Origin of the sequence: Streptomyces sp. SCSIO ZS0520 (assembly GCF_025643355.1) — a bacterium.
GTDB classification, from domain to species: Bacteria; Actinomycetota; Actinomycetes; order Streptomycetales; family Streptomycetaceae; genus Streptomyces; species Streptomyces physcomitrii.
The window spans coordinates 7679729-7702695 of record NZ_CP092644.1 but is presented as its reverse complement, the minus strand read 5'-3'; the positions used below and the strand labels follow the sequence as shown (position 1 = coordinate 7702695).

The 22967-nt window shown below is 74.8% G+C and carries 17 protein-coding genes; 8 read left to right on the top strand and 9 right to left on the bottom strand.

What is annotated here, in order from left to right:
• Window positions 1-219: 219 nt before the first annotated feature.
• Both MID12_RS31585 and MID12_RS31580 read left to right on the top strand, forming a co-directional pair.
• Window positions 220-2001, top strand: coding sequence for an IucA/IucC family protein (locus tag MID12_RS31585; protein WP_263172602.1), 1782 nt, complete (start codon window positions 220-222; stop codon window positions 1999-2001).
• On the top strand, window positions 1998-3260 hold the full coding sequence (locus MID12_RS31580; protein WP_263172600.1) for a type III PLP-dependent enzyme: 1263 nt from the start codon (window positions 1998-2000) through the stop codon (window positions 3258-3260). Before MID12_RS31585 ends, MID12_RS31580 begins: the two co-directional genes overlap by 4 nt.
• Before the next feature lie 2 nt (window positions 3261-3262).
• Here MID12_RS31580 and MID12_RS31575 read toward each other — a convergent pair whose 3' ends face one another.
• Complete coding sequence (locus tag MID12_RS31575; protein ID WP_263172598.1) at window positions 3263-4327, bottom strand: fatty acid desaturase family protein; 1065 nt, start codon at window positions 4325-4327, stop codon at window positions 3263-3265.
• 255 nt (window positions 4328-4582) lie between these two features.
• On the opposite strand from MID12_RS31575, the gene MID12_RS31570 reads away from it, so the two are divergent.
• Window positions 4583-7468: an SNF2-related protein gene (locus MID12_RS31570; protein ID WP_411577028.1), complete on the top strand. Its 2886-nt coding sequence runs from the start codon at window positions 4583-4585 to the stop codon at window positions 7466-7468.
• Window positions 7461-8756: an SWF or SNF family helicase gene (locus MID12_RS31565; RefSeq protein ID WP_263172597.1), complete on the top strand. Its 1296-nt coding sequence runs from the start codon at window positions 7461-7463 to the stop codon at window positions 8754-8756. The genes MID12_RS31570 and MID12_RS31565 overlap by 8 nt, the downstream gene beginning before the upstream one ends.
• A gap of 146 nt (window positions 8757-8902) precedes the next feature.
• Here MID12_RS31565 and MID12_RS31560 read toward each other — a convergent pair whose 3' ends face one another.
• Complete coding sequence (locus tag MID12_RS31560) at window positions 8903-9427, bottom strand: YceI family protein (RefSeq protein WP_263172596.1); 525 nt, start codon at window positions 9425-9427, stop codon at window positions 8903-8905.
• Between the two features lie 547 nt (window positions 9428-9974).
• Here MID12_RS31560 and MID12_RS31555 point away from each other — a divergent pair.
• The gene (locus tag MID12_RS31555) at window positions 9975-10574 is read left to right on the top strand and encodes an N-acetylmuramoyl-L-alanine amidase (RefSeq protein WP_040255681.1); all 600 of its coding nucleotides are present in this window, start codon (window positions 9975-9977) and stop codon (window positions 10572-10574) included.
• 90 nt (window positions 10575-10664) lie between these two features.
• Here MID12_RS31555 and MID12_RS31550 read toward each other — a convergent pair whose 3' ends face one another.
• The 3 genes from MID12_RS31550 to MID12_RS31540 form a co-directional block, all read right to left on the bottom strand.
• A complete protein-coding gene (locus MID12_RS31550; RefSeq protein ID WP_040255680.1) occupies window positions 10665-10859 on the bottom strand; it encodes a hypothetical protein in 195 nt (64 codons plus the stop codon).
• Between the two features lie 133 nt (window positions 10860-10992).
• Window positions 10993-11880, bottom strand: coding sequence for a phosphatidylinositol-specific phospholipase C/glycerophosphodiester phosphodiesterase family protein (locus MID12_RS31545; protein WP_263172592.1), 888 nt, complete (start codon window positions 11878-11880; stop codon window positions 10993-10995).
• Window positions 11881-12157: 277 nt separating this feature from the next.
• Complete coding sequence (locus MID12_RS31540) at window positions 12158-14770, bottom strand: beta-N-acetylglucosaminidase domain-containing protein (protein WP_411577027.1); 2613 nt, start codon at window positions 14768-14770, stop codon at window positions 12158-12160.
• A 361-nt stretch (window positions 14771-15131) separates the two neighbouring features.
• On the opposite strand from MID12_RS31540, the gene MID12_RS31535 reads away from it, so the two are divergent.
• On the top strand, window positions 15132-15662 hold the full coding sequence (locus MID12_RS31535) for a snapalysin family zinc-dependent metalloprotease (RefSeq protein WP_263172590.1): 531 nt from the start codon (window positions 15132-15134) through the stop codon (window positions 15660-15662).
• Between the two features lie 27 nt (window positions 15663-15689).
• On the opposite strand, the gene MID12_RS31530 is transcribed toward MID12_RS31535, so the two are convergent.
• Window positions 15690-16442 carry a PIG-L deacetylase family protein gene (locus tag MID12_RS31530; protein ID WP_040255674.1) on the bottom strand — a complete coding sequence of 251 codons (753 nt, stop codon included), beginning with the start codon at window positions 16440-16442 and terminating at the stop codon, window positions 15690-15692.
• Window positions 16443-16530: 88 nt separating this feature from the next.
• Between MID12_RS31530 and MID12_RS31525 the strand changes: the two genes are divergently transcribed.
• On the top strand, window positions 16531-17694 hold the full coding sequence (locus MID12_RS31525) for a betaine/proline/choline family ABC transporter ATP-binding protein (protein ID WP_263172587.1): 1164 nt from the start codon (window positions 16531-16533) through the stop codon (window positions 17692-17694).
• Window positions 17695-17767: 73 nt separating this feature from the next.
• Here MID12_RS31525 and MID12_RS31520 read toward each other — a convergent pair whose 3' ends face one another.
• From MID12_RS31520 to MID12_RS31510, 3 genes are all read right to left on the bottom strand, one after another.
• Window positions 17768-18724 carry an ABC transporter substrate-binding protein gene (locus MID12_RS31520; protein ID WP_263172585.1) on the bottom strand — a complete coding sequence of 319 codons (957 nt, stop codon included), beginning with the start codon at window positions 18722-18724 and terminating at the stop codon, window positions 17768-17770.
• The gene (locus MID12_RS31515) at window positions 18724-19398 is read right to left on the bottom strand and encodes an ABC transporter permease (RefSeq protein ID WP_263172583.1); all 675 of its coding nucleotides are present in this window, start codon (window positions 19396-19398) and stop codon (window positions 18724-18726) included. The genes MID12_RS31520 and MID12_RS31515 overlap by 1 nt, the downstream gene beginning before the upstream one ends.
• A gap of 79 nt (window positions 19399-19477) precedes the next feature.
• Window positions 19478-20155 carry an ABC transporter permease gene (locus MID12_RS31510; protein WP_040255666.1) on the bottom strand — a complete coding sequence of 226 codons (678 nt, stop codon included), beginning with the start codon at window positions 20153-20155 and terminating at the stop codon, window positions 19478-19480.
• A gap of 151 nt (window positions 20156-20306) precedes the next feature.
• Between MID12_RS31510 and MID12_RS31505 the strand changes: the two genes are divergently transcribed.
• Window positions 20307-22724, top strand: coding sequence for a SpoIIE family protein phosphatase (locus MID12_RS31505; RefSeq protein ID WP_263172581.1), 2418 nt, complete (start codon window positions 20307-20309; stop codon window positions 22722-22724).
• Window positions 22725-22967: the final 243 nt, after the last annotated feature.

The following is a 22967-nucleotide window of genomic DNA, read 5'->3' as shown; positions in this document are numbered from 1 at the left end:
CCGCACCCCGGCCCGGCGCCTCGGGACACGGCCCCGGGCCTCTTCCCGAGGGCCCGCCCCGGCTCGACACCCCGCCTCCCCGGGACCGGGCGAGACGAGGTCGGCCCGCCTCCGCACACCGGCCCCGGTGGGAGTGCCCGCTTCCTGGTCGCCGCCGCGCCACCGGCGCCCGCGACCGCTCTGTCCCGGACCGCCCGCCCGCACCCGCAGGAGCCCTGGATGCCCTCGCTGACCAATCCGCCGCTCGCCCATCCGCCGGCCACCACCGTGTCGGCCTCCCCCACGGCCCTGCCCACCCCGGAGGAGGCGGTCTCCTACAACCTCCTCAACTGCCTGCTGCGCGAGGTCTCGGGGCCCGAGCACCAGTCCGCGGTGTCCGGGGGCCGGCTGCTGCTGCGGCTGCCGCACTGCGGGGTGGTGCTCGCGGTGGGCCTGCGCCGCACCTCGCTGCTGGGCGCGCACCGCTTCACCGGACCGGTGAGCGTGCGGACCGGCGCGGGCTGGCGGGAGATCGGCTGGCGCCGGATCGCCGAGTACGTGCACACCGAGCTGACGCTGCGCACCGGGGTGGACAACGACGAGTTCCTCGACCAGCTCGACTCCAGCCACCGCACCGTCTCCGCCGCCCTCGCCGCGCTACGGGCGGCGGGACCGGCCGCCGGTGCGGGCCGCCCCGCCTACCTGGACTCCGAGCAGGCGCTGCCGCTGGGCCACCGCTTCCACCCCACGCCCAAGGCCCGCTCCGGCAGCAGCGCGGACTGGCGCTCCTTCGCGCCCGAGGCACGGGCCGCCTTCCCGCTGCTGCTGCTCGCGGTGCGCGCGGAACTGCTCGCCGAGGAGTCCGTGCGGCCCGGTGCCACCGCCGCCCTGGACGCCCTGTCCGGACCGCTGCCGGAGGGCTACCGGCTGCTGCCCGCGCACCCCTGGCAGTACGCGCTGCTGCGGGAGAACCCGGCGCTGCGGGCCGCGCTCGCCCGCGGGGACGTACGCGAACTCGGCCCGGGCGGCGCCCCGTTCGCCCCGACCGCCTCGGTGCGCACCCTCTACGACGGCGAGACCTTCCTCAAGTTCAGCCTCAATGTGCGCATCACCAACTGCCTGCGCAAGAACTCCGCGTACGAGCTGACCGGGGCGGTGACGCTCAGCAGGCTGCTCGGGCCCGCCTTCGACGAGCTGGCGGTGCGCTTCCCCGGCAGCGCGGTGCTCCGCGAGCCCGCCTACCGCAGTCTGGCGCTGCCGGGCGCGGACGGCGGCCCCGACCTGGACCTCCTGGAGGGCTTCGGGCTGATCGTGCGGGAGGGCCTGGCGGCCCGGCAGCTGCCGGGGACGACGGCGCTGCTCGCCGCCGCGGTCGCCGACGAGTACCCCTCCAGCACGGCCCAGCTGCCGCGGCTCCTGGACGGGGCGGGACCGCGGGAGGCGCTCGAGTGGTGGGCGGCCTATCTGGACCTGCTGGTCCCGCCGGTGCTCGCCGCCTTCTTCGACCACGGCATCGTCCTCGAACCCCATCTGCAGAACGTCCTGCTCTGCGTGGACGCGGACAACCGCCCGGCCCAGGTCCTCTTCCGCGATCTGGAGGGCACCAAGCTGCTGCCCTCGCACCACGCGGACACCCTCGCGGCGCTGCCCGCCGAGGTCGCGGCCCCGATGACCTACGACGCCGAGCGCGGCTGGGACCGGGTCGTGTACTGCCTGCTCGTCAACCATGTGGCCGAGATGCTGGCGGTGCTCGCGGATCTCCACCCGCAGGTGGAGGCCGCACTCTGGGCCCGGGTGCGCACCACCCTGCGCTCCTGCGCGGCGGCGCACGGCCGCCCGCCGCGGCTGGCCGGTCTCCTGGACGGGGTGCCGCTGCCCGCCAAGGCCAATCTGCTGACCCGCTGGGCCCGCAAGGCCGACCGGGAGGCGGCCTACGTCCGGCTGCCCTCGCCGCTGGCCCGGAACCTGCTCGCGGACCCGGTGCACCCCGGCGACCACCCCACCGGCTGGAGCCCCCGATGACCCTGCCCACGCCCGAGGTCCGCGCCCGCGTCCTCGCCCTGTCCGGCGAGGAACTGCCCGCCTACCTCTACGACTTGGCGGCGCTGCGGGCCCACCTGGGCGGCATCAGGGCGGCGCTGCCCGAGGGGGTGGAGCTGTACTACGCCGCGAAGGCCAACCCGGAGGTGGAGATCCTCGGCGCCCTCGGCCCGTACGTGGACGGCTTCGAGGTCTCCTCGGGCGGCGAGTCGGCGCATGTCGCAGGGGCCGTGCCCGGGGCGGCGCTGGCCTTCGGCGGCCCGGGCAAGACGCCCGCCGAGATCGCGGGGGCCCTGCGCAGCGGTGTGCGGCGCTTCCACGCGGAGAGCGTCCACGAACTCCACCTGCTGGAGAGCCTCGCGGCCACCGTGGTGCCGGGCTCGCGCCTGCGGGTGCTGATCCGCGTCAACCTGCGGGTGGAGGGCGAGGCCCTCGCCGGGAACGCGCTCGCCATGGGCGGCGGCCCCACCCCCTTCGGCATGGACCCGGCTCAGGCGGACCACGCCCTCGCTCTGCTCACCGGCGGCAGCTGCCCGCACCTGGAGTTCCGCGGCGTACACGCCCATCTGGCCAGCGGACTCGCCGCCGACGCCCAACTCGCCCTCGCCCGGCGGGTGGTGGAGTGGTCGCTCGCCCTCGGCCGCCGCCACCGCCTCCCGGTCGCCGAGGTCAATGTGGGCGGCGGCATGGCCGTGGACTACGCGCGCCCCGGCGAGCGCTTCGACTGGGCCACCTACGGCGCGGGGCTGGCCCGGCTGTCTGCCGAGCACGAGGGGCTCCGGCTGCGCATCGAGCCGGGGCGGGCCCTCACCGCGTACTGCGGCTGGTACGCGAGCGAGGTCCTCGATGTGAAGCACAGCCACGGCGAGGAGTTCGCGGTGCTGCGCGGCGGCACCCACCATCTGCGGACCCCGGCGGCCAAGGGCCACGACCAGCCCTGCACGGTGCTGCCCTCCCCGGCGCCCTGGCCGCACCCCTGGCCCCGCCCCGCGGCGCGCGGCGCGCGGGTCACCCTCGCCGGTCAGCTGTGCACGCCCAAGGACGTCCTGGCCCGCGGGGTCCCGGCCGCCGGGCTGCGCGCGGGCGACCGGGTGGTCTTCGCGCTCGCGGGCGCCTACGCCTGGAACATCTCGCACCACGACTTCCTGATGCACCCCCGGCCCGGCTTCCACTTCCTCGGCCGCGAGGAGCCCGGGCGGACGGCCGGTGCGGACACGACCGGGGCGGACGGGGCGGGCTGAGGTCACCGGCCCCGCGGGGCGGCGCGCAGCGGTTCGCCGACCTCGTGCAGATGCCCGAGGGCCTGCCGGTAGGAGTCGACGATCCCGGTCTGCGCGTACGGGATGTCCAGGGCCCGGCAGTGCTCCCGGACGAGCGGCTGGGCGCGGCGCAGGTTCGGCCGCGGCATGCTCGGGAAGAGGTGGTGCTCGATCTGGTAGTTGAGGCCGCCGAGCAGGAAGTCGGTGACCGGGCCGCCGCGGATGTTGCGGGAGGTGAGGACCTGCTTGCGCAGATGGCCCCAGGGTTCGCCGTCCGGGTCGGGCATCGGCATGCCCTTGTGGTTGGGGGCGAAGGCGAGGCCCAGGTGGAGTCCGAAGAGCGCCTGGTGCAGGAGGAGGAAGACCAGTGCCCGCAGCGGGGACAGGGTGGTGAGCAGCAGGCCCGCGTAGGCCGCGGCGTGGACCAGGAGCAGGGTGCCTTCCACGGCCCGCTCGCGCGGTGACTGCCGCCGCAGGTCCCGTACGCCGTGCACCTTCAGGGCGAAGCCTTCGAGGAGGGTGAGCGGGAAGAACAGCCAGGCCTGGTGCCGGGTGAGGCGGCGCCGCAGGCCGGTGCGGACCACGGCCTGGTGGCGGGTGAAGACCAGCACGTCGGCGAGGACGTCGGGGTCCTTGTCGATGTGGTTGGGGTGGGCGTGGTGGCGGTTGTGCTTCTCGTTCCACCAGGCGTAGCTCATGCCGAGGAGCAGGTTTCCGTGCACCAGGCCGATCAGCCGGCTCCGGGCGCGGCTGCCGGTGATCTGGGCGTGGCCCGCGTCATGCCCGAGGAAGGCGGTGCGCGCGCCGAGCAGGGCCAGCGGCGGCGCGAGCAGCAGGGTCCACCAGTGGTCCCCGGCGAGCAGCATCGCGCCGACCACCGCGGCCAGCGCGAGCGCGTTGCCGCAGACGGCCGCCGCGTACCAGCGGGTGCGCCGGTCGAGGAGCCCGGCCTCCTTGACCGCCTTGAGGAGCGGGGTGAACTCGCTGCCGCCGGCGCGCGGGGTGCCGTCGCCCGGGGGTTTCGTGGGCGCGGCCAGGGCTTGGGACATGGCGGATGCTCCGCTCTGCGGGATTCGGATGGACCTCCCTCACGGTAGAAACCGCAGCTCAGCACCACCATGGCGGCAGCACCCGGACGGTAGGGGGGAACTCCCTTGGGCGGAAGGGGGGTTGAGCCCACCCCCGGGTTGCGGTTTGCCCCGTGGTGTGGCTTTCCCACCTCGCCTCCGAGGGCACGATCGCGGCGGCCCGGCAACCCCTCCGGGTGCTGTACCATCAACCGCCGCCAGCCCTATTAGTCAAACTTGAGGAGCCTTCCCATCAGCATCTCCCCCACCTCAGACACCGCCGCGGAACCCACCGGGCCGCCCGCGCACACCGGCCTGTCGCGCTGCCGCGCCGTCTTCGTGCCCGGCACCGCGCGCGGCGGCCGGGTCCACTTCTGGGCGCCGGACGAGGAGGCACCCCTGCCCGGTGCCGGTGCGGCGCTCGACCTCGTCCTGCCCGGGCCCGACGGGGAGCCCGGGATCGGCGGAGTACGCACCCTCGCGCTCCCGGTGCCCGAGGCGCTGGCCGTGCTGAGCCGGGCGCATGCTGATCCCGAGGCGCATCCCGCCGTCCGCTTCTGGGGCGCGGCGGCGCTGTACGCCCTCACGCTGATCGCGCGGGGCAGGCTGCTGCCGGTGCTCGGGGAGGACGGCGCGGACGAGTGGCGCTGCGCACCCCTGGAGCCGGACGAGAACCGGCGGCTGCTCGAACTCGCCGCTGCCGCCCCGCCGTTGGCCCACAATCTGCCCGTCCCCGGCACCGAGGGCCGGCGGATCGCGGAGCCCGGCGCCTTGGTCCGCGCCTTCCTCGACGCGGTGGCCGACGCGCTGCCGCGTACCGCCGCCGCCGAAGTGGCCGCCGGAGGACCGGCCCTCGCGGGCACCGGGACCGAGCCGCGGCCCGAACTCGCCACCTGGACCGAGGAGTTGGCCGTACTGCACGGGGGCGGCCTCCGGCTCTCGCTGCGGATCGAGGTACCGGGGCTCACCGAGGCCCCGCCCTCGGTGAGCCGGGACTCCGGGAGCGGGGCGCCCTTCCGCGCCGTGCTCCAGGTGCACAGCGCCGAGGATCCGGCGCTCGTCGTGGACGCCGCCCTGCTGTGGGCCCCGGACAGCGGCGCCGAGGCCGCGCTCGGACCCCGGGCCAGGACCGACACCCTGCTCGCCCTGCGCCGCGCGGTCCGGCACTGGCCGCCGCTGGACCCGCTGCTCTCCTCGGCGGTGCCCGGGGCGGTGGAGCTCGCCGACGAGGAGGTCGCCGAACTCCTCGGCCCTGGCGCCGAGTTGCTGGCCGAGGCCGGGGTCGAGGTGCACTGGCCCAAGCAGTTGGCGCGGGGACTCTCGGCCCGCGCGATCGTCTCCGGCGAGGAGGGTGCGGGATCCTCCGGCCTGCTGAACCCGGAGGCGCTGCTCTCCTTCCGCTGGCAGTTCGCCCTCGGCGAGGAGCGGCTCACCGCCGCGCAGCTGGACCAACTCGCCGAAGCTGCACGCCCGTTGGTCCGACTCGGCGAGCGATGGGTGCTCGTCGACCCGGCCCGGGCCGCCGCGCTGCGCGAGCGCCCCGGGGGCACCCTGCGGGGCGTGGAGGCCCTCGGTGCCGCCCTCACCGGCACCGCCCGGATCGGCGGGCAGCAGGTCGAGGTGGCCGCCTCGGGCCGCCTCGCCCGGCTCCGGGACCTGCTCACCGCCCCGGAGGACGCCCATACGCTGCCCCAACCGGCCGCCCTTCAGGCCCAGTTGCGGGACTACCAGACCCGCGGCCTGGCCTGGCTCGCCCGGCTGACCGGGAACGGGCTCGGCTGCTGCCTCGCCGACGACATGGGCCTCGGCAAGACCCTCACCCTCATCGCGCTGCATCTGCACCGCCAGCAGGACCCCGCGACCGCGGGCCCCACCCTGGTGGTCTGCCCGGCCTCGCTGCTCGGCAACTGGCAGCGGGAGATCGAGCGCTTCGCCCCCGGCACCCCGGTCCGCCGCCACCACGGCCCCGCCCGTGAACTGGGCGGTCTCGCGCCCGGCGAGGTGGTGCTGACCACGTACGGCACCATGCGCCTCGACGCCGAACGCCTGCGCGGGGCACCCTGGGCGCTGCTTGTCGCGGACGAGGCCCAGCACCTCAAGAACCCGTACTCCGCGACCGCCCGGGCCCTGCGCACCGTCGAGGCCCCGGCGCGGGTCGCCCTCACCGGCACACCGGTGGAGAACAACCTCACCGAGCTGTGGGCGATCCTCGACTGGACCACGCCGGGACTGCTCGGCCGCCTCGGCGACTTCCGCGCCCGGTACGCGGATCCGGTGGAGCGCGGCACCGACCCGGCCGCCGCCGACCGGCTCGCCCGCCTTGTCAGGCCCTTCCTGCTGCGCCGCCGCAAATCCGATCCGGGCATCGCCCCCGAGCTGCCCGCCAAGACGGAGACCGATCACGCCGTCCCGCTCACCGCCGAGCAGGCGGCGCTCTACGAGGCGGTCGTCCGGGAGATGCTCGACGAGATCGCCACGGCGGACGGCATGGGCCGCCGGGGGCTGATCGTGCGCCTGCTGACCGCGCTCAAGCAGATCTGCAACCACCCGGCGCAGTACCTCAAGGAGGAGGGCCCCGCCCTCGCGGGCCGCTCCGGCAAGCTCGCCCTGCTCGACGAACTCCTGGACACCATGCTCGCCGAGGACACCGGGGTGCTGGTCTTCACCCAGTACGTACGGATGGCCCGCCTCCTGGAGGCACGGCTCGCCGAGCGCGGTATCCGCAGCCAGTTCCTGCACGGCGACACCCCGGTCGCCGAACGCGAGGCCATGGTGGACCGCTTCCAGGACGGCACAGTTCCGGTCTTCCTGCTCTCGCTCAGGGCCGCGGGCACCGGCCTCAATCTCACCCGCGCCTCCCATGTGGTCCACTACGACCGCTGGTGGAACCCGGCGGTCGAGGCCCAGGCCACCGACCGCGCGTACCGCATCGGCCAGACGCGCCCGGTGCAGGTGCACCGGCTGATCGCCGAAGGCACCGTCGAGGACCGTATCGACGCCCTGCTGCGCGGCAAGCAGGCGCTGGCGGAGGCGGTGCTCGGCGGCGGCGAGGCGGCGCTCACCGAACTCTCCGACGCCGAACTCGCCGCGCTGGTGAGCCTCCAGGGAGGAACAGATGGCTGAGACACCCACGGGACCCGGGACCCCGCAGACCCCCGAGACCGACGACGGCACCGAACTCGTCTTCGCCCCCGCGCCCCCGGCGCACGGCCGGGCCTTCGCGGTGAGCTGGTGGGGACGCGCCTGGGTGAAGGCGCTGGAGGACACCGCCCTGGACTCCGCGGGGCTCCGGGCGGGCAACCGGCTCGCACGCTCCGGTGCGGTCGGCGCCGTCTCGGTGCGTCCCGGGCGGCTGACCGCGATGGTCCGCGACCGGGACGGCGGCGGGCACCGCACCGATGTGCTGCTGCACCGCTTCGACACCGCCCAGTGGGACCGCCTGCTCGGCATGGCGGCCGAGCGCGCCGGGCATGTGGCGGCGCTGCTCGCCCACGAGATGCCGCACGAGCTGGCCGAGGACGCCGCCCTCTCCGGGGTCGGACTGCTCCCCGAGATCGGCGACTTGGAGGCGGAGTGCGACTGCGGGGCCTGGGACCACTGCGCCCACAGCACGGCCCTGTGCTACCAGGCCGCCCGGCTCCTCGACGAGGACCCCTTCGTCCTGCTGCTCCTTCGCGGGCTCGGCGAGGCCTCGCTGGTGGCCGCCCTGCAGGAGCGCGGCAGCCGCCCGGCCGCGGGTGAGACCGCCGAAGCGGGGGCCGAAGCGGGGGTGGACGCCCGGGAGGCCTTCGCCGCGGGCTCCATCCTGCCCAGGGCCCCCGCGCCGGAGCCGGTGCCCGTCGCCGGGCCCCAACTCCCCTCCCTGGACACGGAGTCGGCGCCCCCTGCCCCGGTGGAGGCCGAGGCGCTCTCCTTCCTCGCCGCCACCGCGGCGGCCGAGGCCCGCCGCCTCCTCGCCCAGGCCCTGGCCCCGGGCCACACCCCGGAGCACACCCGGCTCGGCTTCCGGCCCGACGCGGTACGGCTCCTCGCGGCGGACCCGCCCCCGCCGGTTGCCGCTCGGCTGGCCGCCGCCCTCGGCGCGGCACCGGAGGACCTCGCCCCCGAGCTGCGCGCCTGGCGGGAGGGCGGGGCGAGCGGGCTGCGGGTCCTCGCGGAGCAGTGGGAACCGGCCGAGGCGCAGCTGACCCGCGCCCGGTCCGGGCTCGCCACGGCCTGGGCGGAGGGCGAGGCACCCCGCCTGGAACGTACGGGCAACCGCTGGACGGAACCGGGCGGGGAACGCCAGCTCCGGCTGGACGAGGAGGGCCGCTGGTGGCCCTTCGCCAGAGCGGCGGACGGGTGGCGACAGGCGGGAGCCCCGCAGAGCGATCCGGCCACGGCGCTCTCCCTGACCGCCGGGGACGGCTGATCGGAGCGCCCGGACGGGCCCGGCACGGCACCCGGTTCATCCGGGGGCGCCGGGCCGGGACCGTCGGCGCCCCGTACGACCACCGGAGTCGGGGGGCGGTCCCCGGCGCCCCGCCCCCCGACTCGACGACTCAACGACTCAACGACTCAACGACTGGCGACGATGTCCAGCGTGAGGGTGAGGCGGCGGCCGGTCATGCCCTTGGCGGTGGTGATGTCGAAGGCGTACCGGTCGACCGTCGCGGTGCCCCGGGCGGTGAGCCGGCGGCCCTCGACCGCGACGGCACCGACGGTGACGGCCACCGGCCTGGTGACCCCCTTGACCGTCAACTCCCCTTGCAGCGTGGCCCCTTCGGCGGTACGGCTGACGCCCGTGCCGCGGTAGGCGATCCCCGGGTGCGCGGCCGCGTCCAGATAGTCGGCGGACTTCACGTGCTCGTCGCGCTTGCGGTTGCCGGAGTCGAAGCCCCCGGCGTCGATCACGACCTCCACCGAGGACTCCTCCACCGGCTCGGACACCGTGATCCGCCCCTCCCGGAGGGCGAAGCTGCCCCGCACCGGCACAAGACCGAACATCGCACGGGTGGCGAACCGGACGGTCGAGGCGCCCGGTTCGATCTCGTACGTACCCGGCTCGATGTCGGACTGACCCTCGGGCCCTGCTGTCACCATGAACTCTCCGCCTTCGTACCTGACACGCCGTACTCCACGCCGCACTGGCGGCACAGCATCCCGCACCCGAGGGGCGCGCGCCAGGCCCAGCGCGGCGGTGTCCGCCGAAGAGTGAGGAGGGGCGGTCGCGGTCCCGCCGGGCAACGGCCTTGTGTGCCCCGCCCGTTCATCCGTCCGATGCCGGGCGGGCGGCTCCGCCACGGGAGCGGAGCGCTCGCCCTCCGCTGTGCGGCGCCTGCCCGAGCAACGCGCGTCCCGCTGGGCCTTTGCCTCGCGGGCAGCCTTTCCCGGTTCTGTGCAGACGGCACTCTTCCGCCCCAACACCCTTGCCCCGTACGGTACTTCCGCCGACTCCGGTCGGCCCGATGACCACCGCCGGGGCGCTCCGCCGCGCTGCCCCGTCCGAGCGTCCGCGGTAAGGGGGCACCGCGGCCCGAGTCAGGGGGCGCCGCGCCGTGCTCCGCTCCGCGGGGCGCCCCCGTACCACCGCTCCCAGGCACAGCGCCCCCTCCGGTCCGACAGGTCCCCCACGAGAGGCAGTTCAGCCATGGAACGCGCACCGTACTCCCCCACCAGACGCCGCCTGCTGCAGGGCGCCGCGCTCGCCGTGCCCGCCGCCCTGCTCCCCCTCGGCGGCCGGGCGCTCGCGGGCACCCGCACCAGCGACTACCCCCCGGCCGAGAGCAAGCCGGCCAGCACCCAGAACTACACCGTCTCCAGCCGCCCCTCCAGCTACTCCCTCGACTATGTGGTCATCCATGTGACCCAGGAGACCTACGCCGACACGCTCAAGATCTTCCAGAACCCGGCGAAGCAGGTCTCCGCGCACTATGTGGTGCGCTCCAAGGACGGGCATGTCGCCCAGTGCGTCCGCGAGAAGGACATCGCCTGGCACGCCGGGAACTGGGACTACAACACCCGCAGCATCGGCATCGAGCACGAGGGCTGGGTGGACAAGCCCCAGTACTTCACCGACGCCATGTACATCGAGTCGGCCAAGCTGACCGCCTCCATCTGCGACAAGTACGGCATCCCCAAGACCCGTACGCACATCCTCGCGCACGCCGAGGTGCCGGGGACCGACCACACCGACCCGGGCCCGCACTGGGACTGGCAGCGGTACATAAGCCTGGTCAACGCGTCCTGACGGCGCGCAGGGAGCGGCCCGGCGAGGAGGCGCCCCGGATCCGTCCGGGGCCGTCGCCGGGCCGCTGCCGTGCGTCTGCCGGGGGCGGGCTCACGGGTCGAGGCTGCTGACGATCTCGGCGGTGGCGGTGAGGCCGTCGCTGATCGTCGGGGCCATGCTCGTGCCCGCCAGGTAGAAACCGAGCAGGATGCAGACGATCGCGTGGGAGACCTTCATCGCGCCGTTGCGGATGAAGACCACCGCCAAGATCGTGAGCAGCAGCACCACAGAGATGGAAATGGCCACGTCACACTCCTCCGCCACGTCGACACCGCGGCTTTTGGCCGCAAGTGTCGCGTAGCGGGCGGAGTGTTCCGCGCTCTGGCGTGTCCCCCGAACGGGTGGGACTCGTCGTGGAGGACGGCCGGGGCGGGGCGGTTCAGGCGCCGTGTGCGGTGAGGAAGGCGGCGAGTCCCGCGAGGTCGTCGGTGTTGAGGAAGTCGACGCCCTCCGCGAGGAGTTCACCCCACAGCGCCTCGCGGGCGGGTCCTGGCAGGTCGGGCGTGGACCAGAGCCGCAGCTGCTGCCCGCGCGCGTGCGCCCCCGCGACCATGGTGCGCAGCTTCTGGCGCTCGGCGGCCGGGAAGGGCCCGGTGCCCTGCCAGCCGAAGTTCAGGGCCCAGTTGTCGCTGATCAGCGGGATGAAGGAGGTGTCCGCCGCGGTGCCGAGGTCGGTGAGCCTGCCGTCGTAGAAGGCGAGCCGGGTGTCCTGGGCCGCCATCGGCTCGCGGGCGGCGCGGTCGCCGGAGACGACCACGGTGACCGCGCGCCGCCGCACCCGGCCGTGGCGGAAGCCGGTGAACAGCTCCGGGTAGCGGCGCAGCACCCGGTCGAGCGCCAGATACGTGCTCGCGCCCTCGGTCTTGAGGTCCACGAGCAGTTGCAGCGGACGGGGCCAACCCCCGTACACCCAGCCGTGGTTGGCGCGGACGCGCGCACGCAGCGGGCGCAGGTAGAGGGATTCGAGGGTGCGCCGCGGATCGAGGTCGGCGGGGTCGTGGGCGACCAGGAGCTCGCCCTCGACGAGGTAGATGTCCGCCTCCACGCTGCCGAACCGCTGGTCCAGGGCGTCGAGGAGCGGCCGGGGGTGCTCGTAGTCGTTGTGCGCGTGCGCCCGCCAGTGCGGGCGGGGTCGGTGGCCCCCGGTGGTGGCTGCGGCACGGGCGGCCGGGGCGAGGGGGCCGCCGAGCAGTACGGGGGCCGCGACTCCGGCGGCGGTGGCGGCACCGAGGGCGGTGAGGGCTCTCCTGCGCGTGGTGAGGGGCATGCTGCCTCCGGGGGTGTGACGCCGTAGGGGACCTGAGCGAGTATGCGGTCCCGGGGCCCGGGCAGACAGGCCCACGGCAGGTGTTGTCCCGATGTCCACCACGGGTTCACCGCCACCCTCGCGCCGTACGGGGCTACTTGACGGGGCATCAACTCGACGCGGACGGGCGGCCCTCGGGTGCGCTCCCGGGGGCCGCCCGTTCCGGCGGCTTCTCGTCACCGAGCCAACAGCCTTCTTACGTACGGCTGTTGCGCGGTGCCGCGGTCGTGCGGCGGGTTCAGCCGGGGATGATCTCGGCGATCTGCGGGGCCGTGCCGCCCGGCCGCCAGCGGAGGCGTACGGCGTCGGCGCTGCCCTTGACGTCCAGGCGGTCGAACGGCCGGGCGACCTCGCCCACCGGGTGCCAGCCCTCCTCGCCGTGCACCTCGACGGTGGCCGCGACCGCGTGCCCCTCGGGCTGGAGCACGGTCAGCGAGGTCAGCGCGCGGGCGGACTCCAGGGTGACGGTGAGCGATTCGTCCGCCTCGGGGGCGCGGGCGGCGCGGTAGGCGGTGCCCGGGTCCCCGTCGGCGGCCGAGGCGAGGCTGCTGCCCTCCGCGGCGGCGGGCCCGCCGGTGACCTCCGCGACCTGGCCGCTGATCCCGAACTCCCGTACGGTGAGCCAGTTCTCCTGGGCCGCGCTCGCCCGGGCCCGCAGATAGCGCGCCTCGGTGCCCTCGGGCGCCGTGACGGTGACCTCCTTGCGGCCGGTGAAGGTCTCCAGCTCCTTCCAGTCCTTGCCGTCGGCGGAATACTCCAGGACGCCCTTGTGGAGGTAGTCCTCCGGGCTGCCGGGGGTGCCCATCGCCAGGGTGACGGTGCCCAGCTCCCGGACGGACCGCAGGTCGAGCGTGACCGCGTCGCCGGGCTCGGGGGCGCCGTCGCTCCAGTAGTAGGTGGAGTCGTCGCCGTCGGTCATCCGGGCCGGGGCGTTGCTCTGGTGGGTGCCGAGGTCGGAGCTCGCCTTCGGGCGGCCGGGGACCCCGAGCAGCCGGTCGAAGGCGGCGGTGGCCTCGTCGACGAAGGTGTCGGCCACGCCCTCGGCGACCAGGGCCTGCACCTTCCGCCCGTCGAGCACGTCCACGGTGAAGGAGGAGGCGTGCGCGACGAGTCGGGGCAGCTTCTGGCGCAGCTTCCAGGCCCGTGCCGTCTCGCCGGAGCGGGCGGCGGTGAGCATGTCGAGGGCGGTGCGGTCGGCGGCGGCCCAGGCCTCGGCGGCGTCCAGCCAGGGGGCCGCGTCGTCCAGGAAGCCCTGCTCGGGCAGGTGGGCACGCAGGACCGCGGGCGCCTTGCCGAAGGCCGCGAGGTCCCGGTCCAGTCGGGCCGCGTCCCCGTCCCGCCAGAACTTCTCGACGGAGGCGGCGAGTCGGGGCGCCTGCCGCGGGTCGAGGGCGGACTCGTAGCCGGCGTCGGCGAACCACTCCAGGGCGTCGGCGGTGCGCCCCTCGCCCCCGGCCAGTTCCCGCAGCGCGGACTTCCAGGAGGCGGCGGGGTCGTAGGCGCGGTCGTTCCAGGTGTAGTCGGCGACCGTGTGCAGGGCGAGCTTCGAGGCGTAGGGCTGCACCATCGGGTTGGCCGTGATCCCGGCCAGCTGCTCGGCGAGCCCGGCCTCGCGCCCGGTGAAGGGGCCGAGCAGCAGGCGCCCCGGCACGTAGTCGTTCACCGGGTAGTTGTCCCAGGTGAGGATGGGGTGCCCGAAGACCGAGCGGGCCTGCTTCGCCTCCGCCACGCTCATCGTGGGGGCGACGACACCCACCCCGGTCCACTCGACCAGGATGTCCTTGTCGAGCTGCTCACGCAGCGCCTTCTTGTACGGGGTCTCCTTGACGTCGTAGTACTCCGTGGGAACCATCTGGAGCGGCTCGGCGCCCTCGTGCGCGGCGATGAAGTCCTTGTTCACCCGGTTCAGGAGATGGGCCTGGGCGGCACCGGCCGCACCACCGCCGGTGCCCCAACGCTCCTGATCCGCAGGGCAGTTCCAGTCCGTGTAGCTGATGTCGTCCAGCGGCACCGCGAAGGTGCGCACCCCGATGTCCCACAGCGTCCGGAACTTGTCCGTCAGCGCCTCGGCGTCGGCGTCCGAGCTGTAGCAGACGGAGAGGCCGGGCGAGAGGGCGTAGGTGAACTCGACATGCCGCTCCCGGGCGCGGTCCACCAGCTCCTTGATACGGGCGAGTTGGTCGGCGGGATAGGGCTCGCGCCACTTCTCGCGCAGATAGGAGTCGTCCTTCGGCGAGTACACGTAGATGTTCATCTTGTGCGCGCCGTAGAAGTCGAGTTGGTCGAGCCGGGCCTCGTGCGACCAGGGGAAGCCGTAGAAGCCCTCGATGACGCCCCGGATCGGGGTCGCCGGCCAGTCGCGGATCTCCAGGCCGCGCAGCTTCCGGCCCGGGCGCAGTCCGCCGTCGAGGACCTGCCTCAGGGACTGGGCGGCGTAGTACGTACCGGTCGCGTCGGCCCCGGACAGGACGATGCGCTCGGCGCCGATGCCGAGGACGTGGCCTCCCTCGGGCAGATCTGAGGGGCCGTCAAGTCCCAGTGCGCGCAGGGCGGTTGCCGAGGCCTGCTGCTCGGTGGGGCCGCCCACGTAGACGGTGAGGCGGCCGGAGCGCGGCCCGTCGGCGCGGACGATCCGGCGGACTCCGGCGTCCTTGAGCGCCCGCTCGGTGACCTGGACGGCCGCCCGGTCGCTCTTCTCGCCCGCGACGAGGGTGACGGTCCCGGTGAGGGTGACCGAGTCCGCGCGGACGGTGGCGGACTGCGGGGCCGGGGTGATCGGCGGAGGGCTGCCGGGCGGGGGCGCGGCCCCCGCGGACGGGGCGCCGAGCGAGAGCGCCAGCAAGGCGGTCACGGCACCGAGCACAACCGAGCGGGACAGACGTTGTCGCACTTTCGCCCTCCACAGAACCCATCAAGTACCAGCAGGACCGGCGGACTTCGACCCGCCTCCATGCGCAGAGGTGCACGGTTCGGGCCGGGAACGCGCAGCTTGGAACATAGGCCTGGACCAGAGCGGCGCACAACCACACGGACCGAATCCGCCGCCGCCCGGCTCCGCGCGTACGCCGAGCGCGGCAGGTTCGCGCGGCCCAAGTCCGGTGCGGGAATGGCGCGTTGCCGTCTCCCCGGCCGCGGCTCCCGGGCCAAGACTGCTGGACGACGGTGAACCTAACGGCGACCGGTGCACCCGGCGCCGAGGCGAGGAGGACCAGATGAACCGCACCCGCACCGCACGCCCCGGGCCCCGGATCCGCGCACGCCGGACCGCGGCCGCCGCACTGGGCCTCGCGCTGGCCGCGCTCTCGGCCGGTACCGCGAGCGCCGAGCAGCAGACCGGACCCGGGGCCGAGCAGTCCGTACGTACCGTGGTGCTCACCTACAACGACGACCTGGCGCCGAGCTTCGACGCGAAGATCGCCCAGAGCACCGAGATCTGGAACTCGGCAGTGGACGCGGTGCAGTTGAAGGAGGTCGACGGCGCCGCCGACTTCACCTACGTCGAGACCGGCGGCGGCGCCCACACCGACACCGACGGGCACGGCCACGGCCAGGTCTCCCTGCGCGTCGGCGATCCGCTGCGCGTGGTCACCCACGAGACGGGGCACATCCTCGGCCTGCCGGACCATTTCTCCGGCCCGTGCAGCGAGTTGATGTCCGGCACCGGACCGGGCCCCGCCTGCACCAACCCCACGCCCAACGCGAGTGAGGCCGCGCAGGTCGACCTGCTGTGGGCGAACGGCTGACCGGCCGGGGCGGAGCGGCGGGCGCGGTCAGCGGCCGAAGAGCTCGAAGGCGACCGCGGGCCGCCCGCCGAAGCGCGGGGCGAGGGATTCGGCGAAGCCGGTGAGGAAGGAGCGGCAGTAGCTCTCCGGGTCCTCCTCGGTCAACACCTCGATATAGGTGCGGTGTTCGAGCAGGGAGCGCACCCCGCGCTCCAGGCCCTCGGTGGCGTCCACCGCGTGCGTCGGGGCGTCGGTCCCGGCGACGGCGACCCAGCGCACCCCGTCCCAGGGTTCGAGTCCGGCCTCGCGCAGCTCCGGGAAGATCCACCGGTTGCCCGCGTCGGCCACCGCGTCGAGCGCGGCCCGGCCGACCGCCACATGGTCGGGGGTGTTCCAGGCGGTGCCGCCCCAGGTGTCCCGGTGGTTGAGGGTGACCACCAGCTCGGGCCGGTGGCGGCGGATCGCGGCGGCGATGTCCCGGCGCAGCGCGGTGCCGTACTCGACCACCCCGTCCCGGTGGTCGAGGAACTCCACCGCCGAGACCCCGACCACGGCGGCGCTCGCCCGCTGCTCGCGTTCGCGCAGCGGGCCGCAGACGGCCGGGTCGAGGGTGTCGATGCCCGCCTCGCCGCGGGTCGCCAGGAGATAGGAGACCTCCTTGCCCGCGTCGGTCCAGGTGGCGACGGCGGCCGCGCAGCCGTACTCCAGGTCGTCGGGGTGGGCGACGACGGCGAGCGCCCGCTGCCAGTCCTCGGGCAGCGGAGCGAGCTGGGACTGCGGGGCCTCCGGCGAATCGGTCATGGTCCGAGGGTAGGCGCCCGGGGACCGGTGGCCACCCGTGGGGCGCTCCCGCCGGGCGGGGGCGGGGCGGCGCCCTTAGCGTGAGTGGATGATCCGGTTCGAAGAGGTCGGCAAGCGGTATCCGGACGGCACGGTCGCCGTGGCGGGGCTGAGCTTCGAGGTCGGCGAGGGCGAACTCGTCACCCTGGTGGGCCCGTCGGGCTGCGGCAAGACCACGACCATGATGATGGTCAACCGGCTCATCGAACCGACCTCGGGGCGGATCCTCGTCGACGGCGAGGACATCGCCTCCGTCGACCCGGTACGGCTGCGCCGCCGCATCGGCTATGTCATCCAGCAGGTCGGCCTCTTCCCGCACCGCACCGTGCTCGACAACACCGCGACGGTGCCGGCCCTGCTCGGCTGGAAGAAGGCGCGGGCCCGCGCGCGGGCCGCCGAACTCCTCGACCTGGTGGGCCTCGACCCCGAGGTCTACGGGCCCCGCTATCCGGCCCAGCTCTCCGGCGGCCAGCGGCAGCGGGTGGGCGTGGCCCGGGCGCTGGCCGCCGATCCGCCGGTGCTGCTGATGGACGAGCCCTTCGGCGCCGTGGACCCGGTGGTGCGCGAGCAGTTGCAGGAGGAGTTCCTGCGGATGCAGTCGGCGGTGCGCAAGACGGTGCTCCTGGTCACCCACGACATCGAGGAGGCGGTCCGGCTCGGCGACCGGATCGCGGTCTACGGCGAGGGGCGCATCGAGCAGTACGACACCCCGGGGGCGGTGCTCGGCACCCCCGCCAACGACTATGTGGCCTCCTTCGTCGGCGCGGACCGCGGGCTCAAGCGGCTCTCGGTGACCGCCATCGAAGCCAGCGACCTCGAACAGCCCCCGGTGGCCCGCCTCGACGAGTCCGCCGCCCGCGCCGCGGACCGGCTGCGCGAGGAGGGCGGCCGCTGGGCCGTCGTCCTGGACGCGGACGGCGATCTGCACGGCTGGATCGGCATCGACGAGGCCGCCCGTGCGGGCGAGGGCGGGAGGGTGGCCGATCTGGCGCACCGGATGGGGGCCTGGCTGCCGGTGGGCGCCCCGCTGAAGCAGGCGTTCAGCGTGATGCTCCAGCACGACGCGGGCTGGGTCGCGGTCCTGGACGGCGCCCGCTTCCTCGGCGTGCTCACCCCGGTCAAGCTGCACGAGGCGCTGCGCCGCTCGGTGGACGCGGAGGCCAGGGGCGTCGCCCGCGAGGACGTGCGCTTCGACTCGGTGGCCGAGGCCTGAGCCGCCGGACGGCGACCGCGCCACCGGCCGCACCGGGCCACCACCCGCCCCACCGGGCCACCGGGCCACCGGCTCACAGCAGCCCTTTGCGCTCCAGATACGTACGGGCCACGTCCTCCGGCAGCCGGCGCCAGCTGTCCACCTGCTGGTTGAGCGAGGCCAGGTCGCGGGTGGTCAGCACCCGGCTCAGGGCGTCCAGTGCCCGGGCGACCCGGGGGCCGCCCGCGCGGGCGCGGTTGACGACCGGGACCACGTAGTCCGCGTTCTGCAGACGCTTGTCGTCCTTCAGCAGGACGAGGGAGAACTCGGCGAGGGTGGCGTCGGTCGTGGTGGTCAGCACCAGCTGGTCCTGGCCGCTCTGCACGGCCTTCTTGGCCTGGGTGGTGCCGACGCCCTTCGGGTCCACGCCGGTCAGCTCGATCCCGTAGACCTTCTTGAGGCCCGGCGCGCAGTACGGCCGCTGTACGCACTCGTCGCCCGCGGCGAGGCGGACCTTCCGCTTCGTACGGCCGAGGTCGCTGAGGGTCTTCAGGCGGTGCTCGCGGGCGAAGGAGGCGCTGACGGCGAAGGCGTTCTGGTCGACGGCGCGGCCGGGGCGCAGGACGGTGAGTCCGCGCGGGGCGGCGAGCCGGCGCAGGGCCCGCAGCGTGCGGGCGGGGTCCGGGGAGCCGACGGGCTCCGCCTCCGCGCCGTTCTCCTTGGCGTTGAGCCAGTCGGCGAAGGTGGCCGCGTACTCGGCGACGACGTCGATCTGGCCGGATTCCAGGGCGGGTTCGTACAGCTCGCGGTTGGAGACGGTGATCAGGTCGGTCTGGTAGCCGGCCTTCTTCAGGAGCAGCGCGTACATCTGCGCCAGCAGGTCGGACTCGGTGAATCCGGCGGAGCCGACGGTGAGCCGGTGGCTGTCGCCCGGGGGTGCGGTGACCGCGTTCTGGTTCTCCAGGCTCGGCCCCGTGGAGCAGCCGGTGAGGGCGAGCAGGGCCGCGGCGAGGGCGGCCCGGCGCCGTCCCCGGGCGGGGCGGCGCGGCATCAGAGCCTCCCCTGCCGGGCGCGGCCGGGCCCGAGGCGTTCGGCGAGCGCGAACAGCCCCTCGACCAGCAGCGCGAAGACGGCGACCAGGAAAGCCCCGGCGACCACCTGCGGGGTGCTCGCCAGATTGAACCCGGCGGTGATGATCCGGCCGAGTCCCCCGCCGCCCGCGAGCGCGGCGATGGTGGCGGTGGCGACGAGCTGGACCGCGGCGAGCCGGACCCCGGCGAGGATCATCGGCAGCGCGAGCGGGGCCTCCACCCGCCGCAGCAGCTGCCCGCCGGTCATGCCCATCCCGCGGGCGGCCTGGACGACGCCGCGGTCCACCTCGCGCATGCCGACGTAGGCGTTGGTCAGCAGCGGCGGCACGGCGAAGAGCACCAGGGCGACCACGGTGGGGCCCTCCCCGTAGCGGCCGAGCGGGGTCAGGAGCAGCAGGACCAGGACGGCGAAGGTGGGCACCGCCCGGCCGATGTTGGAGATGTTGACCGCGAGCGCCCCGCCCCGGCCGAGGTGGCCGAGGACCAGCGCCACCGGCAGCGCGATCAGGCAGCTGATCAGCAGGCAGACCAGGGTCAGCAGGAAGTGTTCGAGCAGCCGCTGCCCGATGCCCTCAGGACCGGACCAGTGCGCGGAGTCGGCGAGCCAGTCCCAGGCCTCGCCCAGGGTGTTCACCGGCGCTCCGCCGGGCCGCGCCGGCGCGGTCCCGTGCGCCGGGCGGGCGGCGCGGCGGCACGGCGCCCCGGGCCCCGGCTCATGAGCGGGCCGCCCTGGTCCAGGGGGTGAGCAGCCACTGCACGCCGAGCAGCAGCAGATCGGCGGCGACGGCGATCAGCACGCACAGCACCGAGGCGGTGAGGACCTGCGCCTTGAAGTAGGTGTTCATCCCGGAGTAGATGAGGTTGCCGAGCCCGCCGAAGCCGACGATCGCCCCGACGGTGACCAGCGAGACCGCGGAGACGGCGGCGATGCGCAGCCCGGCCATCGCGGCGGGCAGCGCGAGCGGCAGTTCCACGGTGAGCAGCAGCCGGACGGGGCCGTAGCCCATGCCGCGGGCGGCCTCCCGGGTCTCCTCGGGCACCGCCTTCAGCCCGGCGAGGATGTTGCGGACCAGCAGGGTGAGCGAGTACAGCACGAGACCGGCGACCACCAGGGCGGCGGAGAGCCCGTACACCGGCAGCAGCAGCGAGAACATCGCGAGCGAGGGGATCGTGTAGAGGACCGTGGTCAGCGCGAGGACCGGTCCCGCGGCGAGCCGCCAGCGCCGGGCCAGCACGGCCAGCGGCAGCGCCACGACCAGGGCGATGAGCACGGCGAGCGAGGTCAGTTCCAGGTGCTGGAGGACGGCGTCCGACAGGACCTGGCGGCGGGTGCTCAGATAGTCGCCGCAGATCCACTCGTTGCGCGCGAGGCAGTCGTCGGGGGCCTTCATCCGTTCATTGCAGCCCGCCCCGGGGCCGCACGGCCTGTTGGGCTCGGCCGTACGGGGAGCCGGGGGAAGGGCCGGGGTGCCGGAAGGGCGGGGCGCGTTTGCGCCGCCGGGGGCGGGGGCGGAGGCTTGGTCACCGAGGGTGTGATGCGCATTGGGTGCCTGGGAATCCGCGAGCGGTGTCACCGGTGAGCCGGTCGCCTTCTCCTGGGCGGCCAGCGCGGTGCTCGGCGCCCGGCTGCGGGTGCACGGCTGGAGTCCCGCCGCGCAGGAGCTGCTCGGCTATCCGCCGGAGGATGTCCTCGGCACCCCCGTCACCCGGCTCGTCGGCGCCCCCGGCCACTACCACGGGGAGGATCTGCCGCCCGCGACCCTCGGCCCCGAAGGCCTCGCCCGCGACCTCGTACTGCGCCACCGCGACGGCCGGGCCCTGCACCTGGCCGCCGCGCACCGGCCGCTGCCCGCCTCCCCCGGCGGCCAGGAGGCGACGAGCCTGCTGCTGCTCGCCCCGGCCGGGGAGCTGCGCGACTGGGAGACCGGGCAGGCGGTGCTGCGGGCGCTGTTCACCCAGTCCCCGATCGGGCTGACCCTCTACGACACCGAGCTGCGGGTGACCTGGGCCAACGACACCTGCGCCCGGGAGATGGCCGGTTCCCCCGAGCGGTACCGGGGCCTGCACCCGGACGAACTGGTGCCGGGCGGGGAGATCCTCGGCGCGGAGCGGCCGGACGGGCTGCGCGCCCTGGTCCGGGGCGTCCTGGAGACCGGCGAGCCCGTGATCGACCTGCACTACCGCGGCAGCCCGCCCGAGGATCCGGCCGGTGAACGCATCTGGTCGTACTCCTACTACCGGCTGCTCGACGGCCGCGGGCGCCCGGTCGGGGTGTGCGAGGAGTCCTTCGACATCACCGAGCGCTACCGGGCCGAGCGGCGGCTGCGCCTGCTCGTCCGGGCCGGGGAGCGCATCGGCACCACCCTCGACCCGCGCCGCACCGCCACCGAACTGGCGCTGACCGCGGTCCCCCAGATCGCCGACCGGGTCGCCGTCGACCTCTACCAGGACGTCCTGGAGGGCCGCGCGCCCCGGGGCGCCCCGCACCGGGAGCGCCCCCTGGTCCGGGTGGCCTCCTTCACCGCGCCGAGCGCCGCCGCCGGGCTGCCCGCCGCCCTCACCCGGGACGCCCGCCCCGACTACCCGGAGTCCTCACCGCAGGCCCGGGCGCTGCGCGGCGGTTCGGCGGTGCTCGACCCCGACCGCGACGCCGGGGAGGGGCTGAGCACGCTCGCGGTGCCGCTGCGCGCGCAGGGGGCGGGACTCGGGCTCGTCACCTTCGTCCGGGGCGGCGGCTGGCCCCCGTACCGCAGCGACGATCGGGACCTCGCCGAGGAGCTGGTCCGGCGCACGGCGGTGGCGGTGGACAACGCGCGCCGGTACGCGGGCGAGCACCAGGCGGCGGTGACGCTCCAACGCGACCTGCTCCCGGGCCAGTTGCCCACCCTGTCCGCCGTGGAGGCCGCCTACCGGTACCTGCCCGCGGACAGCAGGGTCGGGGTGGGCGGCGACTGGTTCGACGTCATCCCGCTCTCCGGCTGCCGGGTGGGCTTCGTCGTCGGCGATGTGGTGGGGCACGGGCTCCGGGCGGCGGCCACCATGGGGCGGCTGCGGGCGACGGTGCGCGCGCTCGCCCAACTCGACCTCGCCCCTGAGGAGTTGCTGGCCCGGCTCGACGACCTGATCGTGCAGTGGGCCGAGGAGCGGGCCGCCCCCGAGGAGGACGGGGCCCCGCACGAGGAGACCACCGGCGGAACCTGCCTCTACGGCATCTACGACCCCGTCTCGCAGAAGTGCGCGCTGGCGCGGGCCGGGCACCTGCTGCCGGTGCTGGTCACCCCAGGGGGCCGGGCCGCGCTGCGGGAGCTGCCCTCCGGGCCCCCGCTGGGCACCGGCGGGCTGCCCTTCGAGAGCGCCGAGGTGGACCTGCCCGAGGGCAGCCTCCTCGCACTGTTCACCGACGGCCTGGTGGAGGCGCGCGATCTCGACCTCGACGAGGGCCTGGACCGGCTCACCCGGGTGCTCGCCGGGCCCGCCCGGCCCCTGGACCGGCTGTGCGGGGAGGTCCTGAGCGTGCTGCCCTCCCCGATGACCACCGACGACGCCGCGCTGCTCCTGGTGCGCAGCCGGGCGCTCGCCCCGGGCTCGGTGGTGAGCTGGGAGATGCCCGCCGAGGCGGCCGCGGTGCCGGAGCTCCGCCGCAAGGCGCGCGAGCAGCTGGCCGCCTGGGACCTGGACGAGTTCTCCTTCACCACCGAGCTGATCGTGGGCGAGTTCCTCTCCAACGCGGTACGGCACGCCGACGGGCCCATCGGGCTGCGCCTGATCCGGGACCGCAGCCTGCTCTGCGAGGTCTCGGACGCCAGCCTCACCTCCCCGCATGTGCGCCAGGCCTCGATGGACGACGAGGGCGGCCGCGGCCTCTTCCTGGTCTCGCAGACCGCGCAGCGCTGGGGCACCCGGTACACCAGGACCGGAAAGGTCCTCTGGGCGGAGCAGCCGCTCCCGCCCGCGGTCTAGCCGGGGCGAGCCCGGCGAACCGGCGCGAACGGGCCCCGTACGGGCGCCTCCCTGCCCCATACGGGCACAGCGAAAAGCCCGCGGGACCTTCGGCCCTGCGAAAGTGAACAGCATTCACGCTTGATATGAAGGAAATAAAAGAGATACACCTCACTTTCCCAGCTCTCGGGGTGGACAGCAGGTCACCTACGCGAGAAGGTCCAGCAACCCCCGGCCGGGCTCGGATACGACGCCCGGAAGGAG